Annotated in this window: 10 protein-coding genes; 5 read left to right on the forward strand and 5 right to left on the reverse strand. The window is 71.8% G+C overall.

Annotated features, from left to right (window positions below; all coding sequences use genetic code 11):
- Positions 1-50 precede the first annotated feature (50 nt).
- The 5 genes from Microterr_RS12205 to Microterr_RS12225 all read right to left on the reverse strand — a co-directional run bounded on the left by Microterr_RS12205 (position 51) and on the right by Microterr_RS12225 (position 6,404).
- Positions 51-998, reverse strand: coding sequence for an aldose 1-epimerase family protein (locus tag Microterr_RS12205; protein WP_263797668.1), 948 nt, complete (start codon positions 996-998; stop codon positions 51-53).
- Positions 998-2,509 carry an L-arabinose isomerase gene (gene araA / locus Microterr_RS12210; RefSeq protein ID WP_263797667.1) on the reverse strand — a complete coding sequence of 504 codons (1,512 nt, stop codon included), beginning with the start codon at positions 2,507-2,509 and terminating at the stop codon, positions 998-1,000. The genes Microterr_RS12205 and araA overlap by 1 nt, the downstream gene beginning before the upstream one ends.
- A gap of 29 nt (positions 2,510-2,538) precedes the next feature.
- Entirely contained in the window at positions 2,539-4,173 is a 1,635-nt protein-coding gene (locus Microterr_RS12215) for a xylulokinase (RefSeq protein WP_263797666.1), read from the reverse strand.
- Between the two features lie 187 nt (positions 4,174-4,360).
- The gene (locus tag Microterr_RS12220; protein ID WP_263797665.1) at positions 4,361-5,347 is read right to left on the reverse strand and encodes a LacI family DNA-binding transcriptional regulator; all 987 of its coding nucleotides are present in this window, start codon (positions 5,345-5,347) and stop codon (positions 4,361-4,363) included.
- Positions 5,348-5,378: 31 nt separating this feature from the next.
- Entirely contained in the window at positions 5,379-6,404 is a 1,026-nt protein-coding gene (locus tag Microterr_RS12225; RefSeq protein WP_263797663.1) for a LacI family DNA-binding transcriptional regulator, read from the reverse strand.
- A gap of 171 nt (positions 6,405-6,575) precedes the next feature.
- Here Microterr_RS12225 and Microterr_RS12230 point away from each other — a divergent pair, with 171 nt between their 5' ends.
- The 5 genes from Microterr_RS12230 to Microterr_RS12250 all read left to right on the forward strand — a co-directional run bounded on the left by Microterr_RS12230 (position 6,576) and on the right by Microterr_RS12250 (position 13,074).
- Positions 6,576-7,877, forward strand: coding sequence for an ABC transporter substrate-binding protein (locus Microterr_RS12230; RefSeq protein ID WP_263797662.1), 1,302 nt, complete (start codon positions 6,576-6,578; stop codon positions 7,875-7,877).
- Between the two features lie 93 nt (positions 7,878-7,970).
- Positions 7,971-8,867 carry a carbohydrate ABC transporter permease gene (locus Microterr_RS12235; protein WP_263797661.1) on the forward strand — a complete coding sequence of 299 codons (897 nt, stop codon included), beginning with the start codon at positions 7,971-7,973 and terminating at the stop codon, positions 8,865-8,867.
- A gap of 13 nt (positions 8,868-8,880) precedes the next feature.
- Positions 8,881-9,780, forward strand: a complete 900-nt coding sequence (locus Microterr_RS12240; protein ID WP_263797659.1) for a carbohydrate ABC transporter permease — start codon at positions 8,881-8,883, stop codon at positions 9,778-9,780.
- A 2-nt stretch (positions 9,781-9,782) separates the two neighbouring features.
- Entirely contained in the window at positions 9,783-11,699 is a 1,917-nt protein-coding gene (locus tag Microterr_RS12245) for a glycoside hydrolase family 127 protein (RefSeq protein WP_404810178.1), read from the forward strand.
- 124 nt (positions 11,700-11,823) lie between these two features.
- The gene (locus Microterr_RS12250; RefSeq protein WP_263797657.1) at positions 11,824-13,074 is read left to right on the forward strand and encodes an MFS transporter; all 1,251 of its coding nucleotides are present in this window, start codon (positions 11,824-11,826) and stop codon (positions 13,072-13,074) included.
- Positions 13,075-13,308: the final 234 nt, after the last annotated feature.

A 13,308-nucleotide genomic window follows, 5' to 3' on the forward strand; every position in this document is an offset into this window, starting at 1 on the left:
TTCACCGGGGAGATGCGGCACGAGCTGCCACCAGAACGGCGTCGCCGGCCTCAGATGGCGGCGATCCGCCAGGACGCCTCGGCTGTCTCGCCCGGCTCGATCTCGATCAGGCCGGTGTCGAACGGGTACGCCGCGTCGTTGAACGCATCGGGCGCGCACGTCATCGGCTCGACCGCGAGCCCAGCGCGGTGCCCCGGCTTGCTCGGGTCCGGAAGGTCGGCCGTGTGCACCTGCACCCACGGGCAGGTGTCGTCCCACACCATCTCCACGCCTGAGCCCGACGCCGTGGTCAGCCGCACGACGGTGAGCCCCGCTTCGTCCGCGCCGAGCTCCGTGTACGCGTGGTCGATCTCCGCGGCCCCGATCGTGCGGGCCACCTGCCAGTCGAAGCGCTCGGCGTCGTGCGCGTCGACCGGCTCGAGCGCGGTCGGGATCAAGCGATCCTCGGTGACGGCCAGCACCTGCGCGGCCGGGAGCTGCAGCATCCAGTCGTCGACCGTGCCCTCCCCCGCCACGAGGTACGGGTGCGGGCCGGTGCCCCACGGCGCGGTCTCGGTGCTCTCATTGCGCGCGAGCACCGTCTGGGTCAGCCCATCGGCGCTCAGCTCGTAGGTGACCGAGACGACGATCCGCCACGGGTACGACGTCTGCGGCTCGATCACCGCAGCGAGCGTCACGTGGCTGGGGCTCTTGTCGACCGCCTCGAACTGCAGCCAGGCGGCCAGGCCGTGCAGCGCATGCAGGCGCGGCGGCTCGGTCAGGGCGAGCTGGTAGTCGACGCCCCGGAACGTGTAGCGCCCGTCGACCACGCGGTTCGGCCACGGCGCGAGCGTCGCGCCGCGGAAGGCGGGACGCACCTCGTCGGCCTCGAAGGGCACGACGAGGTCACGGCCGTCGAAGGCGAGCCTCCGCAGGGAGGCGCCGATCCCGGCGATCGACGCCTCATAGCCGCCGGCCTTCAGGGAGTGCTGGATGCCCGAGAGCGCGGTCCGGGCCATCAGATGCCCTGGGCGAGGCGGTAGTACGCCTGGTTCCAGCGCAGCTCGCGCTGGAAGTCGCGGACCGTGGTGTCCTCGTCGATCACGACGAGCTCGGTCTTGGCGATCTCGGCGAAGTCGCGGAACACCTCGATGCCCACGGCGGTGGTCATCACGGTGTGGTGCGCGGCGCCGGCCGCGAGCCAGCAGCCCGCGCTGGTGGCGAAGTCGGGCGCGGGCTTCCAGACGGCGCGGCCGACCGGCAGGTTGGGCAGGTCGGGCGCCTCGACGTTCTCGACGACGTTGGCGACCAGGCGGAACCGGTCGCGCATGTCGCTCATGGCGACGACGAGCGCCGGGCCGGGGTCGGCGGTGAAGACCAGGCGCACCGGGTCGTCCTTGCCGCCGATGCCGAGCGGGTGGATCTCCAGGCGAGGCTTCGCTGTGGTCAGCGACGGGGCGACCTCGAGCATGTGGGCGCCGAGGATCTTCTCGTCGCCGGCGACCAGGTCGTAGGTGTAGTCCTCCATGAGGCTCGCTCCGCCGGGCAGGCCCGAGCCCATCACGTTGGCGACGCGCACGAGGATCGCGGTCTTCCAGTCGCCCTCGGCGCCGAAGCCGTAGCCCTCGGCCATCAGTCGCTGCACGGCGAGGCCGGGCAGCTGCTTCAGCGACCCGAGGTCTTCGAACGACGTGGTGAAGGCACCGAAGCCGCCTTCCTCGAGGAAGGAGCGGAGGCCGACCTCGATCGCGGCGCCGTCGCGCAGCGACTGGTGGCGCTCGGCGCCGGGCAGCAGTTCGGGGGCGACCTCGTACGCGGCCAGGTACTCCTCGACCAGGGCGTCGACGTCGGCGTCGGATGCGGCATCCACCGCCTCGGCGAGCTCGTTCACGCCCCAGGTGTTCACCTGCACGCCGAAGCGCAGCTCGGCCTCGGTCTTGTCACCCTCCGTGACGGCGACGTAGCGCATGTTGTCGCCGAAGCGGGCGAGCTTGAGGGTGCGCGCGGCGGTCCAGCCGGCGGCGGCACGCTGCCAGTCCTCGATCTGCTGCTGCACGGCGGGGTTGGACACATGTCCGACCACGGTCTTGCGGGCGACGCCGAGGCGGGTCTGGATGTACCCGAACTCACGGTCGCCGTGCGCGGCCTGGTTGAGGTTCATGAAGTCGAAGTCGATGTCCTGCCAGGGCAGCTCGACGTTGGCCTGGGTGTGCAAGTGCAGCAGCGGCTTCTGCAGCGCGTCGAGGCCCGCGATCCACATCTTGGCGGGGCTGAACGTGTGCATCCAGGCGATCACGCCGATGACGTCGTCGCGGCCGTTGACCTCGAGGGCGAGGCGGCGGATCGAGTCGGAGTCCTTCAGGACGGGCTTCCAGACGACCTTCACCGGCAGGCCGTTCAGGCCGGCGACGACCTCCTGCGACTGCTCGGCGACCTGGCGCAGCGTCTCCTCGCCGTACAGGTTCTGGCTGCCGGTGACGAACCAGACCTCGTAGCCGTCGAGGGAGGAGTTGAGCGGAGTGCGGGCCATGGTGTTCCTTCGCTGGGTCGTGGGTGGAGTCAGAGGGCGGCGACCGCCGCCGCCTCGACGGCGAGGCCGGCGCGGTAGCGGTCGAGGTAGGCGGCGAACCCGGCGACATCGGCCGGATCGGGGTCGGCGACGTCGATGCGGGCACCGCCGAAGACACGGTCGTCGAGGTAGTCCGTCAGCGAGAGCTCGTCGGCGTGCGCGAGATAGGACGCGAGCACCGCGATGCCCCAGGCGCCACCTTCGGAGGCGGTGTCGCCGACCGCGACCGGGGCGTCGAGGGCGGCAGCCAGCATCCGCTGGGCGACGCCTGCCGTGCGGAACAGCCCCCCGTGCGCGAACATCCGGTCGAGGGCGACGCCCTCGCCGTCGAGCACCCGCATGCCGAGCGCGAGGGTGCCGAACACGCCGTAGAGCTGGGCGCGCATGAAGTTGCCGAGGGTGAGGCGGCTCTCGGGGGTGCGCACGAACAGCGGGCGACCCTCGTCGAGGCCGGCGATCGGCTCGCCGGCGAGGTGGTTGTACGCGAGCAGGCCGCCCGCGTCGGCGTCGCCGGCGACGGCCTCACCGAGCAGCGCCTCGAACACCGCGTCGGTGGCGAGCGGCTGACCGGCGGCCTCGGCGAAGCGGCCGAACAGCCCGGCCCAGGCGCCGAGCTCGCTCGCGCCGTTGTTGCAGTGGACCATGGCGACGAGGTCGCCGAGGGGGGTGGTGACCAGGTCGAGCTCGTGGTGGACCGCGGTGAGCGGGCGTTCCAGCACGACCATCGCGAAGATGCTGGTGCCCGCGCTCACGTTGCCGGTGCGGGGGGCGACCGCGTTGGTGGCGACCATCCCGGTGCCGGCGTCGCCCTCGGGCGGGCAGAGCGGGATGCCGGGGCGCAGCGCGCCGGTCGGGTCGAGCAGTGCGGCGCCGGCCGCGGTGAGCTCGCCCGCCGGGCGGCCGGCGACGAGCACCTCGGGGAGCAGTTCGGCCAGGGCGGGGACGCGCCCGGCGGCGAGGCCGTCGTAGCGCCGGACGAGCTCTGCGTCGTAGTCGCGCGTGGCCGGGTCGATCGGGAACATGCCGGAGGCGTCGCCGACGCCGAGCACCTTGCGCCCGGTCAGCTGCCAGTGCACGTAGCCGGCGAGGGTGGTGACGTGGGCCACGTCGGCGACGTGCGGCTCGGCGTCGAGCACCGCCTGGTGCAGGTGCGCGATCGACCAGCGCAGCGGGATGTTCGTGCCGAGCAGCTCGGTGAGCTCGGCGGCCGCGGCACCCGTGTTGGTGTTGCGCCACGTGCGGAACGGCACCAGCAGCTCGTCGTCCTCGGCGAAGGCGAGGTAGCCGTGCATCATCGCCGAGACGCCGATGGCGGCGAACGCCTCCGGGCGCACCCCGTAGCGGCGCTCGATGTCGGCGGTCAGGTCGGCGTAGGCGGCCTGGAGGCCGGACCAGACCTCGTCGATGGCGTAGGTCCAGAGCCTGCCCTCGAACCGGTTCTCCCACTCGTGGCTGCCGACGGCGAGCACGCTCTGCGGGTCGTCGCCGATCACGCAGGCCTTGATGCGCGTGGATCCGAACTCGATGCCGAGGCTCGCACGTCCTGACACGATCGCGTCACGGGCGGCTGCGGAGAGCTGATCGGGGGACGTCGGGGCGCCGCTCGGCGTTGCGGTGCTGGTCACGGGTGGCCTCCGTTGGTCTCCTGGGGCGGATGCAGCATCCGCCATTCTCCACGATGTTACCGGTAACAATCCGGTCGTGCCAGTTCGACTCCGCCCTCCCCCAACCCGTTTACGGACGGGACACGCCGCGTCGGCGACAGACCAAGCGGCGCGTCGCGTCCGTAAACGGCTGGGGGGACGGGTGGGGTCAGGGCGCGGGCGCGGTCGAGGCCCGCGCCACGAGCACCGGAGGGGCGGATGCGGCGACCTCCGCCTCGCCGAGCACCGCGCCGACGCACCGGCGCGCCTCGCCGGCGAGGTCGAGCCGCACCGTGGTGAGCGCGGGGCGGTAGAACGCGGCGTCGGGGTTGTCGTCGAACCCCGCGATGCTGACATCGCCCGGCACGTCGACGCCCGCAGTGCGCAGGCCCGCGATGAGGCCGAGCGCCATCTGGTCGTTGGCCACCACGACGCCGGTCGGTCCGCCCGGAGCCCGCAGTGCGGCCGCGATCTCGGGCGCGAGGGCGGCGCCGGCAGCCGCACTCCAGTCGCCCGCCCAGCGCGCACCGACGTGCAGGCCGTGCGCGCGCACCGCATGGTCGAACCCTTCCGCACGGGCGGCCTCCTCGACCCAGTCCGCCGGCCCGCCCAGCCGCGCGATGCGACGGTGCCCGAGTCCTGCCAGGTGCGCGACGGCGAGCGCCGCACCCGCCCGCTGCCGGGCCGCGCCGTCGCCGGCGTGCATGGCGACGAGCGGCACCTCGAGCGGCGCTGCGGTCAGCGCGGCGAGCGTACGGGCATGCGGTGCGACCAGGATGATCCCGTCGACACCCTGTGCCCGCACGTGCGCGACCGCGGCGTCGACGGATGCGGCGTCCTCGGCATCGGCGTAGGCGGTGGCGATCCAGCGGCCCTCTGCACGCGCGGCTGTCTCCAGGGCGGCGATGGCGGCCGCCGGTCCGTACAGCGTCGCATCCGACGCGATCACCCCGAGAGTGCGGGTGGTCGCGGTGCCGAGCGAACGGGCGGCGTTGTTGACGCGGTAGTCGAGCGCGGCCATCGCCTCGAGCACGCGGCGACGCGTGTCGTCGCGGATGTTCGGGTGGGCGTTGATGACCCGGGACACGGTCTGCGTCGACACACCCGCGGCCTGCGCGACCTCGCGCACGCCGACGCGACGCGTCATCTCACCCATGGTCCACAGGGTAGCCGGGCGGGCGGCGCGCTCAGCGGCGGGCGATCGTCGAGCCGCGGATCACGAGGCGCACCGGCAGGTGGTGCACGCCCTCGCCGATGTCGATGCCGTCGATCGCGTCGAACACGCGCTGCGCCGCCTGCCGGCCGAGCTGCTGCAGGTTGGCGTCGATGGTGGTGAGCTCTGGCCGCGAGTTGGTGGCCAGCAGCTCCCAGTTGTCGTACCCGATCACCGCGAGGTCGTCGGGCACCGTGCGCCCGAGCTCGCGGGCCGTGTCGATCACGCCGCGGGCGATCTGGTCGGAGCCGCAGAAGACGGCGTCGATGTCTGGGTGCTGCTGCAGCAGCATCCCTGCCGCGTCCCGACCCCATGGCTCCGACCACTCGGAGAACATCGGCGTGCCGACCAGCTGCAGTCCCGCAGCCTCCAGCGCGGCACGGGCACCGGCGAGGCGGTCCTGCGCGGCCGCGTAGGCGGGGTCGCCGGAGACGTGCGCGATGCGGGTGCGCCCGCAGGCGAGCAGGTGCTCGATGGCCATGCGGCCGCCCGCGTAGTTGTCGGGAGTGAGCGAGAGGTCGCGCGGGTCGTCGGACGGCGCGTAGGCGTAGACCACCGGCACCGGGATCTCCTGGCCGAGGGACGGGCGGGGGTCGGTCTGGCGGCCGACCACGATGATGCCGTCGACGCGCCGGCTCAGCAGCGCCTTGAGGTGATGCTGCTCACGGATGGCGTCGCCGCGGGCGTCGCACAGGAAGACGTTGACCTGGCCCGCGCCGAACGCATCCTCCGCACCCATCAGGATCGGGATCATGAAGCGGCCCTCGAGGTCGCTCGTGAGGAGCCCGACCGTTCCGGTGCGCCCCGCCAGCAGTCCGCGGGCCATCGCGTTGGGGGTGAAGGCGAGCGCCTCCGCCGCCTCGAGCACCCTGACCCTGGTCGCCGGGGCCACGTCGCCCCGCCCGTTCAGCGCCTTGGACGCGGTGGCGATGGAGACTCCGGCCCGCTGGGCGACATCGCTCAGGGTGGAGGTGCGCCCGGCGCCCTCGCTCGTCGACATGTGCCACCTCCTCGTGCCGTAAACGTTATCGGCGCGAGGCCTTGACCGCGCGCAGAAACTCACGATACCTTCCCGAAAGGGATTTCGGAGGTTTCGAAAATCCCCCCTGCACAGCGGTCAGCCCGGCACCACCCGGGGGCTTCCGCTCAACGATGAGCAAGAGGAGACAGCATGACAACGCAGCCACGCCGACGCGCCACCGCGCGATCGCTCGCGGCGATCATCACCGCCGGAGCGCTGATCGGCGGACTCGCCGCGTGCGCCGGCAGCGGTGAGACCAGCACACCGGCCGAGTCGATCGGCCCGGAGGGAGTCGACGACGGCTCGACGCTCACCCTGTGGACGCGCGCGCCGCTCGAGAAGCAGGCCAACCTGCTCGTCGACGCCTACAACGCCAGCCACGAGAACCAGGTCGAGCTGACCGTCGTCCCCAACGACGACTACGTCGCCAAGGTCGGCGCCGCCGCAGGCTCGAGCGGTCTGCCTGATCTGTTCGCCGCCGACATCGTCTACGTGCCGAACTGGGTCGAGCAGGGCCTGTTCCAGGACATCAGCGCGCAGATCGACGCACTGGACTACAAGGACGCCATCAACAAGGGCCACCTGTCGGCGGGAACCAGCGACGGCAAGGAGCACGTGCTGCCGTTCGTGCTCGACCTGTCGATGCTGTTCTGGAACAAGGAGCTGTTCGAAGAGGCCGGCCTCGACCCGGAGAAGGCGCCTTCCACCCTGGCCGAGTTCGCCGATGCGGCCAAGGCCGTCCAGGCGCTCGACAAGGAGGGCGTCTACGGCACGGCCACCGGCCTGAACTGCGGCGGCTGCCTCGTCTTCACATGGTTCCCCAGCATCTGGGCATCGGGTGAGGAGGTGCTCAGCGAGGACGGGCGCGAGTCGCTGCTCGCGAACGACGCCGCCAAGGAGGTCTACTCCACCTGGAACGACCTGTGGGAGTCGGGCGCCGTGCTTCCCAGCTCGCAGGACGAGGCGGGTCCGACCTGGACCGCGGGCTTCACCGAGGGCAATGTCGGGCTGATGTACTACCCCGCGACCCTGCTGTCGTCCACGCCCTTCGATGCGGGCGTCGCCGGCATCCCCGGTGTCGATGGCGGCGCGTCCACGTTCGTGGGTGGCGATGGCATCGGCATCTCGAAGGACTCGAAGAAGTCGCCCCAGGCGTGGAACTTCCTCAACTGGCTGATGTCGGAGGACGCTCAGGTCGGGGTGCTCGCCAAGAACAACGACGTCGTCTCGCGCTCGGACTTCGCCGACAACGAGTTCGCGGCGAAGGACCCCCGTCTGGTCACGATCAACGAGGTGGCCGGCCAGGGCGACACGCCGGTGGCGATGAACTTCCAGCAGGCGTTCAACGCTCCGGGCAGCCCGTGGCTGACACTGGTCCGCAACGCCGTGCTCGAAGGCACCGACACCGTCGACGCCGACAACGACGGCATCACCGACATCCTCGGTCAGTGATCCCACCGGGGTGACGCGGGCGACATCCCGCGTCACCCCGGCCGGGCGGCGGGCGACGCCGCCGCCCGGCCCCACCATCCCCACGGAGAACCCATGTCGACCCTCACCCCGCCGCGCCGCTCGAAGCGCGCCCGCCGTGACGCCCTGCAGGGCTGGCTGTACGCCTCGCCCACCGCGATCTTCGTCGGCTTCGTCTTCCTGCTGCCGCTGCTGCTCGTGCTGCAGATGTCCGCCTCCGACTGGCCGCTGCTGGCCGGGAACCGCGGCTGGAACTTCCCGGACAACTACGTCGACGCGACGCAGCACCGGCTGTTCTGGGACTCGATCTGGTTCACCCTGAAGTACACCGTCGTCACGACGATCCTGCTGATCGGACTCGGCCTCGGCCTCGCACTGCTCGTCCAGGAGTCGACGAGGTGGAAGTCGTTCCTGCGCACCGCGTTCCTGGTGCCGAGCGCACTCGGGCTCGCCTCGGCATCCCTCCTCTTTTACGTGCTCTACTCCCCCTACGCGGGACCCTTCGCCGATCTCATGCAGGCGTGGGGGTTCACGTTCCTCGGCACACCGGAGGGCGCGCTGTGGTCGACGGTGTTCCTCATCGTCTGGCGGTACGCCGGCTTCTACATGCTGCTGATGCTCGTCGGGCTGCAGTCGATCCCCGACGAGGTGTACGAGGCTGCCCGCATCGACGGCGCCTCCACCTGGCAGACCTTCCGCACCATCACGGTGCCGCTGCTGAGACCTACCTTCGCGCTCACGATCGTGCTGTGCGTGACCGGATCGCTGCTCGCGTTCGAGCAGTTCTACATCCTCACCAAGGGCGGCCCGGACAACAGCACGATGACCATCGTGCAGCTCATCTACAACGTCGCGTTCCAGGGGCAGAACGACCTCGGCATCGCCGCCGCGCTGTCGGTGATCGTGCTGCTCGCGCTCGTCGTCATCAACGTCTTCCAGCTGCGCGCGTTCCGCCGCACGGATGAGAACTGAGAGGCCGGCCGCCATGACCGCCCAGACCGTCCCCACCGCCACCGACGTGCTCCGGGTCGCGGAGCCCCGCCGCCGCGCCGGGCGGCGCTCCCCCGCCGCCCGCATCGTGTTCGGCGTGCCCTACTGGGTGCTGACCACGGCGCTCGCGATCATCTTCCTCTACCCGCTGATCTGGACCGCCGTCTCGTCGGTCGGTCCCCGACCGGGCACGAGTCAGGTCGATGGCTGGGGGTTCGGCAACTACGTCGCCCTGGCCAACTACCAGGCCGGCATCTGGGTGTACCTGGGCAACTCCGCGTTCGTCGCGCTGCTGACGGTGCTGCTCACCCTGGTCGTGTCGACCTTCGGCGGCTACGCCTTCGCGCGGTTCTCGTTCCCGGGGAAGAACCTGCTGTTCCTCACGGTGCTGGCGATCCTGATGGTCCCGTACGCGACACTCCTCATCCCCCTCTACGTGATCCTCAACATGGTCGGGCTCAGCAACTCGCTCGTCGGCGTCGCGATCGTGCTGACGATGTTCCAGCTGCCGTTCTCGATGTTCATGATGCGCATCTCGTTCGAATCGATCCCCCGCGAGCTCGACGAGGCGGCCATGGTCGACGGGGCGACGACGTTCGGCGCGCTGCGGCGCGTGCTGATCCCCGCCGTGAAGCCGGGGCTCATCACGGTCGGCATGTTCGCGTTCCTCGCGGCGTGGAACGACTTCATGGCGCCGCTGATCCTCATCACCGACACCAACCGGATGACGCTGCCCCTGGCGGTGGCGAACCTCCGCGTCCAGGTGCAGGGCGTGATCGACTACGGCGCCACCGAGGCCGGAGTCGTCGTGCTCGCGCTGCCCTGCATCCTGCTCTTCCTGATCCTCCAGCGGCACTACGTGCGCGGCTTCATGTCCGGCGCTTTCAAGGGATGACGATGACCACCTCCACCTCCACTGCACCCGCGGCTCCGGTCGCCCCCTCGACCGGCAGGCTGCGCCCGCTCGGGCTCGACGAGGTGCGCATCACCGGTGGCTTCTGGGGCACCCGCCAGTCCGTGAACGGCGCAGCCACGATCGCCCATGTCGGGGAGCGCCTCGAGTCGGAGGGCTGGCTGCCGAACTTCGACCTGGCCGCGGCCGGAACGCTGCCCGCCGGCCGGCGGGGTCGCGAGTTCGCGGACTCCGAGGTCTACAAGTACCTGGAGGCGCTCGCCTGGGAGATCGGCCGCACCGGCGACGACGCCCTCGAGGCACGGTTCCGAGAGGTGGTCGGACGCGTCGCGGCCGCACAGGAGCCCGACGGCTACCTGAACACCCACTTCGGCCGCCCCGGGCAGGGCGCCCGCTGGTCCGACCTCGAGTGGGGCCACGAGCTGTACTGCCTCGGGCACCTGTTCCAGGCGGCCGTCGCGCGGCTGCGCACCCGCCCCGATGCCGACGACGGCCTGGCCGGCATCGCCCGCCGTGCGGCCGACCTGGTGTGCGCGGAGTTCGGGCCGGACGGCCGCGACGCCGTCTGCGGCCACGCCGAGATCGAGGTGGGGCTCGCCGAGTTCGCCCGCGCCACCGAAGACGAGCGCTACGCGGCCCAGGCCGCGCTCTTCGTCGAGCGCCGCGGGCGCGGCACGCTCGCCGACATCGAGTACGGGCGCTCGTACTACCAGGACGACATCCCGGTGCGCGATGCCGAGGTCCTGCGCGGGCACGCGGTCCGGGCCAACTACCTGTCGGCGGGGGCCGTGGACGTCGCGGTGGACGGCGACGACGGCGAGCTGCTCGACGCGCTCCGCGGGCAGTGGGCGCGCACCGTGGCGCGACGCACGTACTTGACCGGCGGCCAGGGGTCGCACCACCAGGACGAGGCCTTCGGCGACGACTGGGAGCTGCCGAGCGACCGCGCCTACTCGGAGACCTGCGCCGGCATCGGCTCGATCATGTTCTCGTGGCGGATGCTGCTCGCCGACGGCGACGAGCGGTACGCCGACCTCATCGAGCGCACCCTGTACAACGTCGTGGCCACCTCGCCCAGCGCCGACGGCCGCTCGTTCTACTACGCGAACACGCTGCACCAGCGGGTGCCCGGTGCTCCCGCGGACCCCGACGAGACCTCGCCGCGGGCATCGTCGTCGCTGCGTGCGCCGTGGTTCGACGTGTCGTGCTGCCCGCCCAACGTCGCGCGGACGCTCGCGAGCCTGGGGGCCTACCTCGCCACCGCGGACGACGACGGCGTGCAGCTGCACCAGTTCGCGCCGGCGGAGGTGCGCACGGTGCTCGCCGACGGGCGACGGGTCGCGTTCGATGTGCAGACCGACTATCCGGTGAGCGGCAGCATCCGCGTCGTCGTCGTCGAGGACTCCGACGCGCCGTGGTCCCTCACGCTCCGGGTGCCGGCGTGGGCGGAGGGAGCCCGCGTCGCCGGGGCGGACGATGCCGTGGCCGAGGGTGATCGGGTGACCGTGCGGCGGGCCTTCCGCGCCGGCGACACCATCGAGCTCAGCCTGCCGATCGCCCCGCGCTTCGTGCAGCCCGACCCGCGGATCGACGCCGTCCGCGGCTGCGTGGCCGTCGAGCGCGGGCCGGAGGTGCTCGCCCTCGAGTCCGTGGACCTCGCCGCGGCGCCCGATGACGACGTCTCGAACGCGGTGGTCGACGTGAGCGTCGCGCCGACCGAGCGAGACGGCCGGGTGTGGGTGCGGGTCGGCTCGGCACGGTCGGGGGCTGACCCGTGGCCGTACCGTGCGGGCGCCGGGGCGCACCCGTCCGACACCGTCGAGGTGCCGCTGGTGGCGTACCACGACTGGGCGAACCGCGGACCGTCGACGATGCGGGTGTGGGTGCCTGCGCGAAGCTGACCAGGCGTCCAGGGTTCGGTGGGGCAGGGCGCGGTAGGCTGGTCGTTTCCGGAATGTGCAACTACCTGGCTCCCGCTAAGGCGGCACGACATGCCGCGTGCCGCGGCGGACGCACAGGACCCTCATGCACACGACCATCGCAGCGCCTCGCCCTGCAAGTCTCATTCGCGAGACCGGATTCCCCTACTTCCCGCTCGCGCTGATCGCGCGGCTGCCGTTCGCCATGATGGTGGTCGGCATCCTCACCCTCGTGGTGTCGGCCCGCGACTCGCTCGCCCTCGCCGGCGCGACCTCGGCGATGACGGGGCTCGGCACGGCCCTGTTCGGGCCGCTGCTCGGCGCCGCGGCCGACCGGTTCGGCCAACGACGCGTGCTCCTCGTGGCGGGGGCGGCGAACAGCCTCCTGCTGGTCGCACTCGCGTGGGTGGCGTTCTCCCCCGCACCGGACGGGATGCTGCTGGCTCTCGCGTTCGCGATCGGTGCGACGATGCCGCAGGTCGCGCCGCTGTCGCGCAGCCGCCTCGTCGGGATCATCGGGCGCGCCTTCCCCGCTGACCGGCGCACCAAGGCCGTCAACGGCACCATGGCCTACGAGTCGGCCGCGGACGAGATCGTGTTCGTGTTCGGTCCGGTGATCGTCGGCCTGCTGGCCACCACGATGAACCCCGTGGCCCCCGTGATCGGAGCCGCGGTGCTCGGAGCGGTGTTCGTCACCGCGTTCGCGCTGCACCCGACCGCGTCCGCCGCGGTGTCCGTCCGCGCCGATTCGACGGAGCGGGCACCCGCCAGGGCGCTCGTGAGCCCTGCGGTGCTCCTGCCCGTGGCCGGCGCACTCGGGATGGGCATGTTCTTCGGCGGGATGCTGACCTCGCTCACCGCCTTCATGGGCGACCGCGGGGTGGCGGAGCAGTCCGGGCTCGTCTACGGCGCCATGGGCATCGGCTCCGCCGCGCTCGCGCTGGCGGTCGCGGCGTTCCCCGCGCGGTTCCGGCTCGGCGCCCGGTGGCTCGTGTTCGCCGGGATCCTGCTGGCCGGAACCCTCGCCCTGCCGTTCGTCGGCAGCGTGCCCGGGATGGCTCTTGCGCTCCTCGTCATCGGCATCGGGATCGGCCCGACGATGGTGACCCAGTACAGCCTCGCCGCCGGCCGCAGTCCTGCGGGCCGTTCTGCGACGGTCATGACGATGCTCGGCTCCGCCGTCGTCGTCGGGCAGTCGGCATCCTCGGCACTGACTGGGCTGATCGCCGAGACTTCGGGCACCGAGACGGCGCTGCTGGCGCCGGTGGTCGCGGCAGCGGTGGTCCTCACGGCCGGCGTCGCGGACGCCACGCTGGCCCGGCGTCGTCGCGCCGCCGCATCCCTCCCGCTCCGCTGACGCACGGCGGCGCCCGCCGAGCCTCCGCCGAATCCACAGGTTCACGGGCGAACCCACACGTTCCGGTTCCCCGGAGTGGTGGACTCGGCGAGGACCTGGTGGATTCGACGACAGCGGGCTGAGAGCGCGAGGGCGGTGAGGGACAGCAAGGGGTGCGGGCGAAATGTGATCGCTCACGGGAACGCGGGCATCACCCCGGTTCGACGAGGGTGCCGCTGCCCCTGTCCGCCTGGC

It is taken from the genome of Microbacterium terricola, assembly GCF_027943945.1.
In the GTDB taxonomy this organism is placed as follows: Bacteria; Actinomycetota; Actinomycetes; order Actinomycetales; family Microbacteriaceae; genus Microbacterium; species Microbacterium terricola.

Excerpts from the sequence above, each read along its gene's own strand:
- Microterr_RS12220 (WP_263797665.1), bottom strand. The coding sequence starts at position 5,347 with ATGGGTGAGATGACGCGTCGCGTCGGCGTGCGCGAGGTCGCGCAGGCC.
- araA (WP_263797667.1), bottom strand. The coding sequence starts at position 2,509 with ATGGCCCGCACTCCGCTCAACTCCTCCCTCGACGGCTACGAGGTCTGG.
- Microterr_RS12240 (WP_263797659.1), top strand. The coding sequence starts at position 8,881 with ATGACCGCCCAGACCGTCCCCACCGCCACCGACGTGCTCCGGGTCGCG.
- Microterr_RS12245 (WP_404810178.1), top strand. The coding sequence starts at position 9,783 with ATGACCACCTCCACCTCCACTGCACCCGCGGCTCCGGTCGCCCCCTCG.
- Microterr_RS12205 (WP_263797668.1), bottom strand. The coding sequence starts at position 998 with ATGGCCCGGACCGCGCTCTCGGGCATCCAGCACTCCCTGAAGGCCGGC.
- Microterr_RS12235 (WP_263797661.1), top strand. The coding sequence starts at position 7,971 with ATGTCGACCCTCACCCCGCCGCGCCGCTCGAAGCGCGCCCGCCGTGAC.
- Microterr_RS12225 (WP_263797663.1), bottom strand. The coding sequence starts at position 6,404 with ATGTCGACGAGCGAGGGCGCCGGGCGCACCTCCACCCTGAGCGATGTC.
- Microterr_RS12250 (WP_263797657.1), top strand. The coding sequence starts at position 11,824 with ATGCACACGACCATCGCAGCGCCTCGCCCTGCAAGTCTCATTCGCGAG.
- Microterr_RS12230 (WP_263797662.1), top strand. The coding sequence starts at position 6,576 with ATGACAACGCAGCCACGCCGACGCGCCACCGCGCGATCGCTCGCGGCG.